The sequence below is a fragment of the Roseovarius sp. genome, from assembly GCF_018066915.1.
GTDB lineage: Bacteria > Pseudomonadota > Alphaproteobacteria > Rhodobacterales > Rhodobacteraceae > Roseovarius.
The window spans coordinates 1-13,847 of record NZ_JAGPVV010000255.1; the positions used below are offsets into that span (position 1 = coordinate 1).

Annotated in this window: 16 protein-coding genes and 1 pseudogene; 2 read left to right on the top strand and 15 right to left on the bottom strand. The window is 63.1% G+C overall.

Features of this window, described 5'->3' with window-relative positions; translation table 11 throughout:
• Both KBT70_RS14045 and KBT70_RS14050 read right to left on the bottom strand, forming a co-directional pair.
• The coding region (locus KBT70_RS14045) for a glucokinase (protein ID WP_296634861.1) at positions 1-740 on the bottom strand (740 nt) is incomplete at its 3' end.
• Positions 733-1,503, bottom strand: coding sequence for an HpcH/HpaI aldolase/citrate lyase family protein (locus KBT70_RS14050; protein ID WP_296634864.1), 771 nt, complete (start codon positions 1,501-1,503; stop codon positions 733-735). The genes KBT70_RS14045 and KBT70_RS14050, both read right to left, overlap by 8 nt.
• A 107-nt stretch (positions 1,504-1,610) precedes the next feature.
• On the opposite strand from KBT70_RS14050, the gene KBT70_RS14055 reads away from it, so the two are divergent.
• Positions 1,611-2,510, top strand: a complete 900-nt coding sequence (locus KBT70_RS14055; protein ID WP_296634867.1) for a DMT family transporter — start codon at positions 1,611-1,613, stop codon at positions 2,508-2,510.
• A 3-nt stretch (positions 2,511-2,513) separates the two neighbouring features.
• On the opposite strand, the gene KBT70_RS14060 is transcribed toward KBT70_RS14055, so the two are convergent.
• The 3 genes from KBT70_RS14060 to KBT70_RS14070 all read right to left on the bottom strand — a co-directional run bounded on the left by KBT70_RS14060 (position 2,514) and on the right by KBT70_RS14070 (position 4,894).
• Positions 2,514-3,170: a GNAT family protein gene (locus KBT70_RS14060; RefSeq protein ID WP_296634871.1), complete on the bottom strand. Its 657-nt coding sequence runs from the start codon at positions 3,168-3,170 to the stop codon at positions 2,514-2,516.
• Between the two features lie 202 nt (positions 3,171-3,372).
• The gene (locus KBT70_RS14065) at positions 3,373-3,624 is read right to left on the bottom strand and encodes an EF-hand domain-containing protein (RefSeq protein WP_296634872.1); all 252 of its coding nucleotides are present in this window, start codon (positions 3,622-3,624) and stop codon (positions 3,373-3,375) included.
• A gap of 274 nt (positions 3,625-3,898) precedes the next feature.
• On the bottom strand, positions 3,899-4,894 hold the full coding sequence (locus tag KBT70_RS14070; RefSeq protein ID WP_296634876.1) for an asparaginase: 996 nt from the start codon (positions 4,892-4,894) through the stop codon (positions 3,899-3,901).
• Between the two features lie 215 nt (positions 4,895-5,109).
• Here KBT70_RS14070 and KBT70_RS14075 point away from each other — a divergent pair, with 215 nt between their 5' ends.
• On the top strand, positions 5,110-5,613 hold the full coding sequence (locus KBT70_RS14075; protein ID WP_296634911.1) for a hypothetical protein: 504 nt from the start codon (positions 5,110-5,112) through the stop codon (positions 5,611-5,613).
• 77 nt (positions 5,614-5,690) lie between these two features.
• Here KBT70_RS14075 and KBT70_RS14080 read toward each other — a convergent pair whose 3' ends face one another.
• The 10 genes and pseudogenes from KBT70_RS14080 to KBT70_RS14125 form a co-directional block, all read right to left on the bottom strand.
• Complete coding sequence (locus KBT70_RS14080) at positions 5,691-5,987, bottom strand: SCP2 sterol-binding domain-containing protein (protein WP_296634879.1); 297 nt, start codon at positions 5,985-5,987, stop codon at positions 5,691-5,693.
• A gap of 81 nt (positions 5,988-6,068) precedes the next feature.
• On the bottom strand, positions 6,069-6,512 hold the full coding sequence (locus KBT70_RS14085; protein WP_296634882.1) for a molybdenum cofactor biosynthesis protein MoaE: 444 nt from the start codon (positions 6,510-6,512) through the stop codon (positions 6,069-6,071).
• 3 nt (positions 6,513-6,515) lie between these two features.
• The gene (gene moaD, locus KBT70_RS14090) at positions 6,516-6,761 is read right to left on the bottom strand and encodes a molybdopterin converting factor subunit 1 (RefSeq protein WP_296634885.1); all 246 of its coding nucleotides are present in this window, start codon (positions 6,759-6,761) and stop codon (positions 6,516-6,518) included.
• Positions 6,761-7,426, bottom strand: a complete 666-nt coding sequence (gene pgsA, locus KBT70_RS14095; protein ID WP_296634890.1) for a CDP-diacylglycerol--glycerol-3-phosphate 3-phosphatidyltransferase — start codon at positions 7,424-7,426, stop codon at positions 6,761-6,763. The genes moaD and pgsA overlap by 1 nt, the downstream gene beginning before the upstream one ends.
• Positions 7,427-7,475: 49 nt before the next feature.
• Positions 7,476-8,237, bottom strand: a complete 762-nt coding sequence (locus KBT70_RS14100) for an enoyl-CoA hydratase/isomerase family protein (protein WP_296634893.1) — start codon at positions 8,235-8,237, stop codon at positions 7,476-7,478.
• Positions 8,234-9,538, bottom strand: coding sequence for an AMP-binding protein (locus KBT70_RS14105; RefSeq protein WP_296634897.1), 1,305 nt, complete (start codon positions 9,536-9,538; stop codon positions 8,234-8,236). Before KBT70_RS14105 ends, KBT70_RS14100 begins: the two co-directional genes overlap by 4 nt.
• A complete protein-coding gene (locus tag KBT70_RS14110) occupies positions 9,535-10,191 on the bottom strand; it encodes a TetR/AcrR family transcriptional regulator (RefSeq protein WP_296634901.1) in 657 nt (218 codons plus the stop codon). The genes KBT70_RS14105 and KBT70_RS14110 overlap by 4 nt, the downstream gene beginning before the upstream one ends.
• 77 nt (positions 10,192-10,268) lie before the next feature.
• Positions 10,269-12,137 carry an excinuclease ABC subunit UvrC gene (gene uvrC, locus KBT70_RS14115; protein WP_296634905.1) on the bottom strand — a complete coding sequence of 623 codons (1,869 nt, stop codon included), beginning with the start codon at positions 12,135-12,137 and terminating at the stop codon, positions 10,269-10,271.
• 297 nt (positions 12,138-12,434) lie between these two features.
• Positions 12,435-13,214, bottom strand: coding sequence for an SDR family oxidoreductase (locus KBT70_RS14120; RefSeq protein ID WP_296634908.1), 780 nt, complete (start codon positions 13,212-13,214; stop codon positions 12,435-12,437).
• Positions 13,215-13,226: 12 nt separating this feature from the next.
• Positions 13,227-13,847, bottom strand: a pseudogene (locus KBT70_RS14125) (sodium:calcium antiporter); the annotation flags it as partial.

Consider the following 13,847-nt stretch of genomic DNA (forward strand, 5'->3'; position numbering starts at 1 on the left):
GTTGCCATATGGGTGAGCGCCAGATTGCCCATGACAGCGCCCAGAATTTCAAGAAAGAGGGTGAGGGTCTCGCTGCACTCCGCCTCCCCCTGTGCCGCCTGCCCAAGGATTTCCGGCGCGGTGAGGGTCACGCCGCTGCGCAGACGGTGCAGACGCGTGAGGCCAGATCCGGACAAGAGCGCCTCGTAGGGCCGATGCGGTACCTCTGTGCCCAATACCGAAATCACCGCGTTAGCCGCATCGCCCAGATACGGCAGGCCAGAATGACCGGCCTCGGCAGGAGGCACCAAGAGATCAGCGCCAACCCGATGCACCACAGCGATATTGCTGCCCGTGCCCAGCCCCATCACCATGCGCGGGCCGTCGGGGTCCGGATGCCCCGCAAAGATGGGCGTCACACTCTGCGGATCGAGATCTTCAAGCGCATAGCCCTGCGCCTGAAGGTCATTGATCAGATGCACCTCGGCAGCACCCGTGGCGCGGACAATCTCGGCCCCGTCGATGAACCAATCGAGATTCGTCAGTTGCGCCGTGCCCGCCCGCACCGGCCCCGCCACCCCGGCGCAGATCGCATTGGGTCGCGCGCCCCGGCCCGCGAGATACCGCACCAGCATCGGCAGCAAACCGGCAAACTCGGGGTTTACATAGCGCTGCACGCTGCCTGGGATCAGCGCCCCGTCCAAAGTCAGCGCCAGCCGTGTATGGCTCGCGCCTACATCGGCGACGAGCCCCTCAGCCATCACGCCAACGCGCCACCGTCGCCCGCGCTGCCTGTGCCAGCATCACCACGTCGATGCCCACCGCCAGAAACTGCGCGCCCCAATCGGCATAGCGCTGCGCAGTGGCGTGATCGAGCGCGAGAATGCCCGCAGCCTTGGGCGAGGCGGCGATCAGGGCCAAGGCACCGCGAATGACCTCTTGCACCTCTGCCGCGTGGCTATCGCCGACAAAGCCCATATCCACCGCCAGATCCGAGGGGCCGATAAAGACACCGTCCACCCCCTCGACCGCGAGAATATCCGCGAGCGCCTCAATCCCCGCCAAGCTCTCGACCTGCACGATCAGGCAGATTTGCGCATTGGCGGTAGGGATATAGTCCTTGATCCGAGAGAAATCTGACGCCCGCGCCAGAGCAGCGCCAGATCCGCGGATACCCTCAGGCGGATAGCGTGTTGCACGCACGAGGGCGCGGGCCTGTTCTGCGCTCTCGACCATCGGGATAATCAGGCTCTGCGCGCCCGCGTCCAGCACCTGTTTGATCGCCCAAGCCTCGCCCATGGGCAGGCGCACCACCGGCAGGCTCTGGCGCCCCGCCAGCATCGCCAATTGCGCCGAGATCGAGCGCAGATCGTTGGGCGCATGCTCCCCGTCGATCACCAACCAGTCAAACCCGGCGCTGGCCAGAACCTCGGTCGCGTAAGGATCGGCAAACCCGGCCCAGCATCCAATCAGGCGCTCGCCACGCAACAGGTCGGATTTGAAACGGTTTTCGGGGGCGGGCATGGCGGCTCTCCTCTGGCTGTCCAGCGCAGCATAGACCGCGCCCGCGCGCTTTGGCGAGAGCCAAGACGGGGTTTACTTTGCCCCGCATTCGCCCCAGAGATTGCCCAATGAATACGCATCTCAAAGGCCTGATCATCACCGCGCTTGGCGTGCTCTTCGTCGTGCCGGATTCGCTCTTCGTGCGACTGATTGACGGCGACGCGGCCAGCATCGCCTTTTGGCGCGGCATCACGGCAGGGTCCGTCATCCTGACGGGTGTGCTGCTGTTTCAGGGGTTCCGCGGTATCCGCACCGTGGCACAGACCGGCCGAAACGGTCTGCTCTACACCTTCCTCATCGCCATCACCGCCCCCGGATTTGTCTTTGCCGTCAGCCTGACCAGCGTGGCCAATGTGGTCTTTATCCTCGCCTCCATGCCGGTCTTTGCCGCGATTTTCAGCCGTATTTTTCTGGGCGAGGCGATCAGCAAACGTATGGTGCTGACCATGGCGGGGGTGTTTGCTGGCCTCGGCGTGATTGCGTGGGGATCAGGCGAGACACATGGCGCGCATTGGCATGGCGATCTGATCGCGCTTGGTGTCTCAGCCAGCTTTGCGGGGGCGATGACCACGGCGCGGCAATTGCGCGCCGTCTCGATGATCCCGGCCATTCCGCTGGCCTTTCTGGGGGCCTCACTGGCAATCTGGCCTGTGGCGCAGCCAATGGCGGTCTGGCATGCAAACTGGCCGCTCATTCTTGCGCATGGCGCGTTCATCAGCGTGTCAACCTGCCTGCTCACGCTTGGGCCGCGTTATCTCGCCTCGGCAGAGGTGGCCTTGCTCATCCTGCTCGAATCCGTGCTGGCCCCCCTGCTGGTCTGGGCGGTGGTGGGCGAAGACCCGGGGTCTTGGGCCATAATCGGCGGGGCGGTTGTGATCGGCGCGCTGTTTGCGTCGAACCTCTGGGCGCTGCGGAATAACAGGCGCTTGCGCAACCGACCACAGCCCCGCACCGGCCCGCCGGTCTAAGGCTCAGCCGTCGCGATAGATCACGAAACAGTGCCAACCGTCATCGCGGTGGCCGCGGTCATGATAGCCCGCCGCGCGCAGGCACCGTGCCGACGCGGCGTTATCCGGATGCACAAAGGCCACCAAACGGTAAAGCCACGCATGATCTGCAAAGGCGCGCCTTGTGGCGCGTTGCACGAGGCTGCGCCCAAGTCCTTGGCCCCAATGCTCACGGCCCAGCCAATAGCTGAGTTCGGCCGTATCCCGGCTCGTGGCATCGGTGCCAAAGGCCAGACGCATCTGCCCGATGGGCTGCCCATCGAGGGTCGCGGCCAGAACGTCGTGATGATCGCTGAGACCCGAGATATCAATCAGATCGCGCGCCAGCGCCTGCGTCAGGGTGCCGGGCCAATCCTCGTGCATGTGCCGCCAGACTTCGGGGTCCGACAAAAGCTCCATGTAGCGCGGCAGGTCAGCCGCCTGCCAGCGGCGAAACGCCAATATGCCCGGCGTCTTGACCTTCCACGACAGGGGCGTGACCGGTGTCGCATGCGGGCAGGCGCTATCGGTCTCGGCGATGACCCAGCCGATTTGCAGCGGATCGTAGGCGAGCGCGATACCGCGCGCCTCGCACCACGCCTTTTGGTCGCGTGTCAGGACACCGTCCCATCGGCTTTGCAAAATTGGTGCCGGGACATGCCCCGTCGGCAATGATTTTCTGGTCCGATCAGTCACGTCGCGGCCCCCCAAGTCTGCGGCGAAAATTGGTCGTTCGCGTCGATATGGGGGCGCTTAGGCGCTGTTCAAGTGACGCGCCGACCGGATCACGCTTCGGGGCGGAGGAGACCCCCGCCCCGGCGTTGACCATAGGCTGGACTCGGGATCAGCCGTCCGTCGCGGGCAGCACACCCGCCTCGACTGCGGCCGCCACTTCGTCTTCGCTCAGCGCACCATCGGCATTGGCATCCGCCGCGGTGAAGGTGTCAGACGTGGCCTCGGGCATCGCCTGCTGAAACTCGGACATGGTCACATAGCCATCGCCATCCGCATCCATCGTCGAAAACTCGCCCGCAAGGGCCATCGCAGGCAGGCTCAGCGCGAGTGCAAAGGTCGCTGCAACGAAATCCTTGGTCATGAGGGTCATCCTTTCTCTGGTTGAGGGGGCGCGGTTGCGCTCCCATGACCAGACCATGAGCAGAGTTGACCGGGTTGTCGCGGGGGGCATCGGTTTCGCGCCAAAAGGCGCGGAAACCGGCCAAATGCGAGGGGTCCGATACGCGGACCTACGCCGGTGTCAGGGACCGGGCAAGAGGCCGCGCATGACGCCGTGCAGATTGGGCGGCCCCGCGCCGAAAAAGACCGTATATAGGCATGAGAGGAACCCCGCCCATGCCTGCGTCCGAGTCGCGTCAGGCGAGCGTGTCGGCGGGGCGGATCATCCCTGTCTCGATGCCTCGCCAATTGACGATCGGGGCGTTGCGATATTTGCGCGCCGCCGGATGCTCGGGGTCGAGCACGCCGAGGCGCACAAGGATCGAGGCAATCGCACATTCCGCCCCGCGTGTGCCACCATCTGCAATCTTGAGCGCCACACCCAGCTTGCGCCGGGGCAGGATGGCGATGAAAAACGCCTCGGCCCCGGTCTTGAGCGCCACAGGCTCGGAACAGGCGCGCATCAGTTCGGTGCAAGCGCGCCCCTCACCTGCCACCAGTTCGGGGTGCGCCACCATCGCCTGCCAGAGCCGCACAGCGGCGCGCTCTGTCGCATCACCACTGTCCGACGCGCCCGCAAACCGCGCCATCGCGCGGGCCATGCCGTGAAGGGAGCTGGCGTGATTGGGGGCGGAACAGCCATCAATGCCGTAATAGGGTGAGGTTTCGCCCGTTGCGTCCTCAAACGCATCGAGCACGGCCCTTTGCACCGGATGGCTGGGATCAATATACTCGGAAGAGCCGCCCAGATGCCGGTTGAGCGTGAGGAACCCGGCATGTTTGCCGGAACAGTTGTTATGCACCTGACAGGGCGAAGTGCCCGAACACAAGAGCGATTTATACGCGGCCTTGTCCTGCGGGTCATGCGCGCCGCAGCGCAGGTCATCATCCCCGAGACCCAGATCAGCCAGCCAGCGCGTAACGCGCTCGGTGTGGATCGCCGCGCCGTTATGCGAGGCACAGGACAGGGCGAGATGCTCGGACGTCAGTCCATGCGCATCCGCCGCACCGCTGGTGAGGAGCGGCAGCGCTTGCAGCATCTTGCAGGACGAACGCGGCAGGATCATCTCGGACGGGTTGCCCCAAGCCTCGACAATCGCGCCCCCGGCGTCACAGATCAGGGCATGTCCCAGATGCACGCTCTCGGCCCGGGGGCCGCGCCAGATTTCGGTGAGAGGGACAGCTTGGGTCATCGGTATGCTCCGGCAGATCGGGGGAACAGGCGGGATATGCGGAAATCCGCCAATTGCGTCTTTCACTTCTCGCGTGTTTCAGGCTAATATTGCAATGTCGAGACAGAACTGGTCGCATATAAAAATATTCCCGTAAAGGGTGGCTGGCGACCGATGGATTTGAGGCTCAGGACAGCTTGGAGGCTGGACATATGATATCACGATTTGCAGGCGGCATGGCCATCGCGGTGGCGATGCTGATCACCCCCGCCGCACAGGCGCAAAGCACAAGCACCAATCAGGTGGCAACTAGCACCGCATGGAGCGTGTTCGAAGACAACGATCCGCGCGAATGCTGGGCCGTGTCGGCCCCGACCGAGTCGGTCAACACCAAGGACGGCCGCGTCGTTGCGGTGCGCCGGGGCGATGTGCTCTTGATGACCTTTTTCCGCCCCGGTGCCGGCGTGCAAGGCCAGATCACGTTTACCGGCGGCTATCCCTTTGCCGGCGGCTCGACCGTGAACCTCAACATCGGCGGCACGCAGTTTGAGTTGTTCACCGAGGGGGAATGGGCTTGGCCCGCAAGCGCCGCAGATGACGCCCAAGTGCTCGCGGCCATGAAGCGCGGCGCGGATGCGGTTCTGACCGCCCGCTCCGGACGTGGCACCGTGACCAAGGATACATTCTCGCTCTTGGGCTATACAGCCGCGGTCGAAGAAGCCGAGAAACGCTGCAAGTAACCGGCCCCGGAGTTCGGAACACAGATCAGAGCGGCGGACCAGACCGGTTCCGCCGCTTTTCCTTTGGCGCTGCGGCGTTACCCCTCGCCGGTCAGGATCGCACTGACCTTGAGCGCGCGCTGCACATTGCCCTCAACCTTGAGCTTGCCCGACATATAGGCCATGACCGGGTTTTGCGCGCCCGACAGGATGTTGCGAAACACCTCGTCGCTGGCGCTCAGCACGACATCCGCCGCCTCATCGCCGGTGCGCGCGCCCTCTTCGCTCAGCATGACGCTGCCGTGACCCGTGATCACGAGCTTGGCGAGGCCCTTGATGCGGCCCTTGGCACGCGGCGTAAGAGTGGTGATGTAGTCGTCGATGATCGTGCTCATGGGATGGTCTCTGGGAAATTGGATGCACCGCAGATCACCCCGGAACAGGACCGGGCGCAAGCAAAACCGTGCGTCCCATCGCTACCAGCGCGTCAGCGCATCCTCATCCGCATCCTTGGCGGCAACCCAATCCGCCCCCGCCTCGGTCACTTCCTTCTTCCAGAAGGGCGCGCGCGATTTCAGGAAATCCATCAGGAATTCCGCCGCGTGAAACGCGTCGGCCCGGTGCCGCGCGGCGGTGGCGACCATCATGATCACCTCATCGGGATGCAGCGTGCCATAGCGGTGGATGATGAGCACATCGCCAAGGCTCCATCGGTCCCGCGCCTCTTGCGCGATCTTTTCCAGTGCCTTGCGCGTCATGCCCGGATAATGCTCGATTTCCATCGCGTTGAGAGACGTGCCATCCAGATCCCGCACAATGCCGGTAAAGGTCACGACCGCGCCCATGCGGGACTGTCGCGCGACAAAGGCATTGGCCTCGGCGCCAAGATCGAAGGCGGCCTCCTGCACGCGGATGTCCATGGCTCAGCCCCCGGTCATCGGCGGAAAAAACGCCACTTCCCGCGCACCCGCGAGCGAGGCGTCAAAATCGCTCAGTTCCTGATCCACGGCCACGCGCAGCGCGCTCAGATCGGAAAAGGCCACGGCATAGCGGTCTTCGCGCGCGCGCAGGTCGTTCACAAGGTCCATGACCGTGGCGGGCGCATGGTCGATCCGCTCTTTTGGAACGCCGATCCGCTCTCTCACCCAGGCAAAATAGAGCACATCCATTATCTGTCATCCTTCAGATAGGGGATCGACTTGTTGAGATAGTCGAACCCTGTCAGCAGGGTCAGCCCGGCCGCCAACCACAAGAGCCAGATGCCCACATGCCCGGCCCAGACCATGCCGTTATATTTCCACATGAGCCCGTGAATGTCATCTTCACGCCCATCCAGGATAGAAATCACCAGATGATCATCCATTCCGAACACTGACATACCAAAGTAGTGCTCGAACACGCCTTGGGCAAACAGCACGGCAATCGCGACCATCTGCGCGGTGGTTTTCCACTTGGCCAGTTTCGTCACCTTGAGCGTGCCAGCGGTGTCGCCCAGAAACTCGCGCAGGCCCGAAACAAAGACTTCGCGGAAGAGAATGACCGTGGCTGGCAACACCAGCCAGGGCGACATGCTCGAATAGCCCACGATCACCATCAGGGCGATGACCACCATCGCCTTGTCGGCAATCGGGTCCAGCATGGTGCCGAGCTTGGTCACTTGCTTCCAGCTCCGCGCCAGATAGCCGTCGAACCAATCGGTGATAGCGGCGCTGACGAACAGGATCAGGGCGAACCAATCGGCATAAGGTCTTGTGAAATATAGGAACATGACCGCAACTGCCGGGGCGGCCAGCAGGCGGAGCGTGGTCAGGATATTGGGCAAGGTCCACGTCATCGCCTCTGTTCTATCCTGTCACAGAGCAGAGGGAAAGCGTCCTTGAGCGTTAGAAATCACGCAATCGCCGCGTGGTATCCGGGTCCATGAATCCGGCGATCGTGGCCTCAGTCTCAAGATCCATGGCGCGGCGCAGGTCGGTCATCGCGGTGGCATTCAAAACCCGCTTCATTGCGCGCACCGCCAAGGGGGGCAGATCGGCCAGACGGCGGGCGGTGGCCGTGGCCTCGGTCATCAACGCGGCGTCGGGCACACATTTCCACGCCAGCCCCATCACCTGCAAGTCGGGCGCGGCGTAGCGGTCGCCGAAAAAGAGCATCTCGCGCGCCTTGTTGAGGCCAACAAGCGCGGGCAAGAGGCTGCTGACCCCGCCGGTCACGAAGAGGTTGAGCGACACCTCGGGAAAGAACCCCCGCGCCGACGCGGCCCAAATGGGGAAATCGCAGTTGATCGCCCATTCAAAGCCGCCGCCTACGGCCCAACCGTTGATCGCACCCACCACGGGCTTGTGGTTCAGGACAATGGCATCGGTCGCGCGCTGAATCGCGCGCACCAGATCGCGCGCCTCTTCTTCGCAGGTGGGGTGGACGTGTTCGCGCCGATCATCACCTGCACAAAACGCCTTGCCCGCGCCGGTTAGGATAATCGCGCGCGTGGCAGGATCGGCATTGGCCTCTTCAAAGGCGCGCGCCACATCGTCGATCAATTGACGGTTCATCGCATTGAGACTGCCGGGGCGGTTCAGGGTGATGCAGCGCACGCCCTCGTCCACAATCTCGCTCAGGACGGTTTCATAGGTGAAATCGGTCATGGATAGGTCCTCAGCACGCGCTTTGTCTTGCCTTCGGTCAGGGGAAAGGTGCCATGCGGCACCACCGTGACCCGCGCGGTGGCCCCCAGCTTGGTCTTGATCGCGCCCGCGACCTCTTGGGCCAATCCGTCCGGCGCGGGCCGCCCCTTGGCCAGTTCCACCGTGACCGGCAGCGCGTCATAGGGCGGTGGACTGTCGAGCGTGATCCGGTAATCACCAGAGAGTGCTGCAAACTCGTTGATGACCGCCGCCACCATCGTGGGAAAGAGGTTGAGCCCCCGCACCACCACCATGTCATCCGACCGCCCCACCACGCGAAAGCGGAACCCGGTTCGCCCACAGGTGCAGGGCTCGGTTTCATCCACGGTGATGATATCACCGCTGCGAAACCGCACCAGTGGCTGGCAATCCCGCGCGAGATGGGTCAGAACCAACTCGCCCGTCTGCCCTGCCTCAAGCGGGATGGGCGTGCCGGTCTCGGGGTCGATCAGTTCAGGGTAAAGCACATCGGCGGCCATGTAATGCAGGCGCGTGTCCTGTTCGCATTGCGCCGCGAAATTGCAGAACACATCCGAGACGCCGTAATTGGCATTGCGCGGCTCCATCCCCCAGACATCGCGCAAGCGCGCACGAAACGCAGGATCATCCAGCCCCGCCTCGCCACCAAAGAGCCCCAGACGCAGGCCCAGATCGCGCGGTTTCAACCCCGGAAACTTGTCCTCAATCACCCGCTCCAACACAGATGGATAAGAGGGCGTGCAGGAAATCGCGGTGATCCCCACCTCCTGAATGGTGCGCACCAAGAGCTCGGTTGACCCCACACCAAAGGGCACCACCATCGCGCCCGTGGCCTGCAAGGTCATGTGATCCGTTAGGCCGCCCATCCACATCTGATAGTTCAGGCAATGCACCACGGTATCCTCGGGCGTAAGGCCAGAGGCGGATTGACAGCGCCCGCCCACCGCCTCTGTCACCGCGCAATCACGGGCCGAGAGCGCCAGATTCATCGCCTGCCCCGTGGTGCCAGAGGTGCGGTGCAGACGCACTGCCTCCCGTCGGCTTGCGGCCATGTAATTGCCAAAGGGCGGATGTTCCGCCTGAGAGATTCGCAGTTGCGCTTTGTCCGATAGCGGCAATTCCGCCAGATCGCGCAGATCGGCGGGCTTTGTGCGCCCCTGCCAGAGGTCGCGGTAAAATTCCGACTGTGCCATAACATAGGCGCTCTGCAGCGCCCAAGCGGCGGCCTGATGTGCGCGGAGGCGTTCAGGGCTGGCAAATTCGGCTTGGTCCAGCAGGCTCATGGCTGCAATCCTCGTTCCCAGATGGTGGTGAGCGTGGCAATCACCGCTGCACGGTCGGTGGACACATCGACCAGCCCCGGCTCGGCGGAGAGATAAAGGCTGGAGAAATACTGATCTGTCATGCCCCCCAACGCATAGGCGCGCCGGGTGAGTTCGGCCTCGCTCAGCGTATCGCGGCCCTCACGCGACAGCCTGCGGCGCGTGGCGGCAACGACGGTGTCGATCCATTCGCGGTTGAGCCGGTGAAACGCCGCACGCGCCGCCGGAAAGGCATCGAGATGGTGGATAAGACACTTCATCAGCCCGCGATTGGCCTCAAATAGGCGGGCATAGGCCTCGGTCGCGGGACGCATGCCGCGCTCGGAACTGGTCCGGCTGGCGCGGATCATCCCCGCTTGCAGAAAAGCGGCAAACCCTTGCAGCAGATCATCGAGCAGATGCGCCTGATCCGGAAAGTAGAGGTAGAACGTGCCATTGGCGACGCCCGCCTCCTTGCAGATCGCGGCGATGGTCAACTCCTGAAGGGCAGCGCGCTCCAGCAGGGTGCAGGCCGCGATGCGCAGCGCCTGCGCCGTGCGGAGGCCCTTGGCCTCACCTTCAACCTGTGCGGCAAGGAACGCGGGATAGCTGACGTGATCGGAGGGATCGGACATGCGCGGCCATTATATGAAACTGACGTCATATTCATATTTTGATCCGACTCTGTCAATCCGGTTTTCCACCGCCCGGCCTACCCCCTCTCGTGAAAGAAATCGTAGAGCTTTTGCGCCATCGCGTCCGAAACCCCTTCGACCGCACGCAGGTCGGCCAGATTGGCGCGGCTCACCGCCTTGGCGCTGCCAAAATGCGCCAAGAGCGCACGCTTGCGCGCGGCCCCGATTCCCGGCACGTCATCCAGCGGCGTGGCCCCCACCGCCTTGGCGCGTTTGGCGCGGTGGGTGCCGATGGCAAAGCGATGCGCCTCGTCGCGCAGGCGCTGCACGAAATAGAGCACCGGATCATTATGGCGTAGCGCCATGGGATGCTTGCCCACGCGGTGAAACTCTTCCTTGCCTGCGTCGCGGTCCACCCCCTTGGCGACACCGACCATCGGGATATCCTCGACCCCCATCTCGCACATGATCCCCGCCACGGCGCTGACCTGCCCCGCCCCGCCGTCGATCAGCAAGAGATCAGGCCATTGCCCTTGGCTACGATCCGGGTCTTCTTTCAAGAGGCGCTTGAACCGGCGGGTCAGCACCTCTTTCATCATCCCGAAATCGTCGCCGGGCGTGATGTCATCGCCCCGGATGTTGAACTTGCGATAGTGGTTTTTCATCATGCCTTCGGGACCGGCCACGATCATCGCGCCCACGGCATCGGTGCCCTGAATATGGCTGTTGTCATACACCTCGATCCGCTGCGGCGGACTGGGCAAATCGAACGCCTCGGCCAGACCGCGCAGCAATTTGCCCGTGGTGGCGGTCTCGGCCATCTTGCGCGCAAGGCTTTCGCGCGCATTGCGCATCGCGGCGTCGATCAACTCGGCCTTTTCCCCACGCAGGGGCACCGTCAGCGTCACCTTGCGCCCCAGCTTGTCGCTCAGCGCCTGCTGCATCAGATCGGCATTCTCGATTGGATGCGACAAGAGCAGGCTGCGCGGCGGTTCCTTGCTGTCATAGAACTGACCGATAAAGGCCTCGAGCGCCTCGGCCTCTTCCACATCCACCCCGACACGGGGAAAGAAATCCTGATTGCCCCAGTTCTGCCCGCCCCGGATAAAGAACACCTGCACGCAAGCTTGGCCCTGTTCCAGATGCAGCGCAATCACATCGGCCTCGTCCACGGTGCGGGGGTTGATGCCTTGGGCGGTCTGCACCTGCGTCATCGCCTTGATCCGGTCACGCAATGCAGCGGCGCGCTCGTATTCCATCGCCTCGGCGGCCTCGGCCATTTGCGCCGCCAGCTTTTCCTGAATCTCGGTCGAGCGACCCGAGAGATAGCGCTCGGCATCGCTGACCTGTGTCGCGTACTCGGCACGGCTGATCTTGCCCACGCAGGGCGCGGTGCAGCGTTTGATCTGGAATTGCAGACAGGGGCGCGTGCGGCTCTCGAACATGGCATCCGAACAGTTGCGCAACTGAAAGACGCGCTGCAACTGTGCCAGCGTGCGATTGACAGCACCAGCACTGGCGAAGGGACCGTAATAGGCCCCCTTCTCGCGCTTGGCGCCGCGATGTTTCTTGATCATCGGGAAATCGTGCCCGGTAACGAGGATGTTGGGAAAGCTCTTGTCGTCGCGCAAGAGCACGTTGTAGCGCGGCTTGAGCTGCTTGATCAGGTTCTGCTCCAAGAGCAGCGCCTCGGTTTCGGTCGCGGTCGTGAGAAACATCATCGACGCGGTTTCCGAGATCATACGCGAAATGCGCCCGGTGTGCCCTGTGGGTCGGGCATAGTTCGACACGCGGGCGCGCAGATTGCGCGCCTTGCCGACATAGAGCACCCGCGCCTGCGCATCGAGCATCCGGTATACCCCCGGCGACGCATCGAGCGTGCGCAGATAGTCTCGGATTACCTCATGGCCGGATTTCGGCGGGGATTCGGGTTCGGTCTCGGTCATCGGCCCTCAGATATGATTCCCCCCGAGTGCTGCAATGATCCAACCCGAAGAGCAAGAGGGAAGCTGTCCACGGTTTCTGTGGATAACTCTGCGGATAGGTTTCCGTGAAGTGGAAATTTTCCTTGGATTTGGCTGGCTTCGTTGAGTTGCCTGTTTTTTAGGCAATTTCGCAAACCCTTGATATTGTTTGTTAAAAAATTAACTGCATGGCAAAATATTGAAAACACTAACGATTTTGTAACGCTTGCATGACGGAACCCGCGCCGGTGCAAAACTTTTGTCGGGGGGGCTCGGTTTCTACTCCACACCCAGCACATCAGGGGTCTGCCAGCCCAGATGCTGGCCTCCGTCCACACAGAGCAACTGGCCAGTGACGCCGGGCGCATGGAGGAAGTAGACGAGCGCCGCCGTTATGTCCTGCGGGTTGGCCCCGCGATGCAGGATGGTTGCCTGCCGTTGGTTCTGGAAATGGCTGTCGCTCTGGCGATGGCCCTGAAGGGTCGGCCCCGGCCCGATGGCATTGACCCGCACCCGAGGGGCCAGCGCCTGCGCCGCGGTCCGGGTCAGCGCCCAGAGACCCATCTTGGCAATCGTGTAGGTCATGAACTCGGGCGTCAGCTTGTGCACGCGTTGGTCGATCATGTTGATCACCAGCCCCTGCGCCACCGGCTCGCCCTGCTCATCCATCTTGGGCGCGGGCACCTGCCCGGCCATCTGCTGCGTCAACACGAAAGGTGCGCGCAGATTGCTCTCCATGTGACGATCCCAGCTCCGCCGCGTGGCGGTCTGGATATTGTCATAATCAAAGATCGACGCATTGTTGATCAGCGTGGTCAGCGGCCCACCCAGCGCCTCGGCGGCGCGGTCCACCAGCGGTATCACTTGCGCCTCATCCAGCAGGTCCGCCTCTAGCGTCACCGCATTTCGGCCCATCGCCCGGATTTCATCGACCACGGCCTCTGCTGCATCGCGCGAGGTGGCGTAATGCACGGCCACATCGTGCCCTTGCCGCGCCAGTTCCAGCGCCATCGCCCGGCCTAGGCGTTTGCCGGCACCCGTCACCAAAGCCCGCGTCATGCCCAATCTCCTTCAGGTCAGTATGAGCGAGACATAGACCACGTAAACCAAGGTCAAGGCGACACCCCAAATGCGGGTGATATCGAACTTGAAGAACACGAACGGAATGATCAGCAGGGACGTGCCCAGCATCACCCAGAGATCGAAATTGAGGAATTGCGCATCAACGGGAATCTCCCCCACCAGCGCCGCCACACCGATGATGCCCAAGAGGTTGAACATGTTCGAGCCGATGACATTGCCCAGCGCCACATCCGCCTGTTTGCGCAGCGCCGCCATCACCGTCGTTGCCAGTTCCGGCAGCGAGGTGCCGACCGCGACCAGCGTCAGGCCGATCACCGCCTCGCTCACGCCATAGCGCTGTGCGAGGATCGAGGCATTGTCCACGAGGATATCCGCCCCAAGCGGCAGACCAACAAGGCCCAGAACGAGAAACGTGATGATCTGCCACCAAGGCATATTGGGGTCAGCGCCTTCGACCTCTTCGATCCCATCCGCCTCGGAGAGGGCGCTGATGGCGGCATCGCGTCGGTGGGCCAGGGTATCGCGAAACGCATCCGCCAGCATCAACGCCAGAGCCGCCAGCAAGATCAAACCCGCGATCCAGTCAAAGGTGCCGCGAAAGGCCAGCAG

Bases quoted from the DNA above. Each gene is read 5' to 3' on its own strand.
- KBT70_RS14110 (WP_296634901.1), bottom strand. From the start codon at position 10,191: ATGTCCGATCCCTCCGATCACGTCAGCTATCCCGCGTTCCTTGCCGCA.
- KBT70_RS14080 (WP_296634879.1), bottom strand. From the start codon at position 5,987: ATGAGCACGATCATCGACGACTACATCACCACTCTTACGCCGCGTGCC.
- KBT70_RS14100 (WP_296634893.1), bottom strand. From the start codon at position 8,237: ATGACCGATTTCACCTATGAAACCGTCCTGAGCGAGATTGTGGACGAG.
- KBT70_RS14055 (WP_296634867.1), top strand. From the start codon at position 1,611: ATGAATACGCATCTCAAAGGCCTGATCATCACCGCGCTTGGCGTGCTC.
- moaD (WP_296634885.1), bottom strand. From the start codon at position 6,761: ATGGATGTGCTCTATTTTGCCTGGGTGAGAGAGCGGATCGGCGTTCCA.
- KBT70_RS14050 (WP_296634864.1), bottom strand. From the start codon at position 1,503: ATGCCCGCCCCCGAAAACCGTTTCAAATCCGACCTGTTGCGTGGCGAG.
- KBT70_RS14085 (WP_296634882.1), bottom strand. From the start codon at position 6,512: ATGGACATCCGCGTGCAGGAGGCCGCCTTCGATCTTGGCGCCGAGGCC.
- uvrC (WP_296634905.1), bottom strand. From the start codon at position 12,137: ATGACCGAGACCGAACCCGAATCCCCGCCGAAATCCGGCCATGAGGTA.
- KBT70_RS14065 (WP_296634872.1), bottom strand. From the start codon at position 3,624: ATGACCAAGGATTTCGTTGCAGCGACCTTTGCACTCGCGCTGAGCCTG.
- KBT70_RS14105 (WP_296634897.1), bottom strand. From the start codon at position 9,538: ATGAGCCTGCTGGACCAAGCCGAATTTGCCAGCCCTGAACGCCTCCGC.
- KBT70_RS14075 (WP_296634911.1), top strand. From the start codon at position 5,110: ATGGCCATCGCGGTGGCGATGCTGATCACCCCCGCCGCACAGGCGCAA.
- pgsA (WP_296634890.1), bottom strand. From the start codon at position 7,426: ATGACGTGGACCTTGCCCAATATCCTGACCACGCTCCGCCTGCTGGCC.
- KBT70_RS14070 (WP_296634876.1), bottom strand. From the start codon at position 4,894: ATGACCCAAGCTGTCCCTCTCACCGAAATCTGGCGCGGCCCCCGGGCC.
- KBT70_RS14120 (WP_296634908.1), bottom strand. From the start codon at position 13,214: ATGACGCGGGCTTTGGTGACGGGTGCCGGCAAACGCCTAGGCCGGGCG.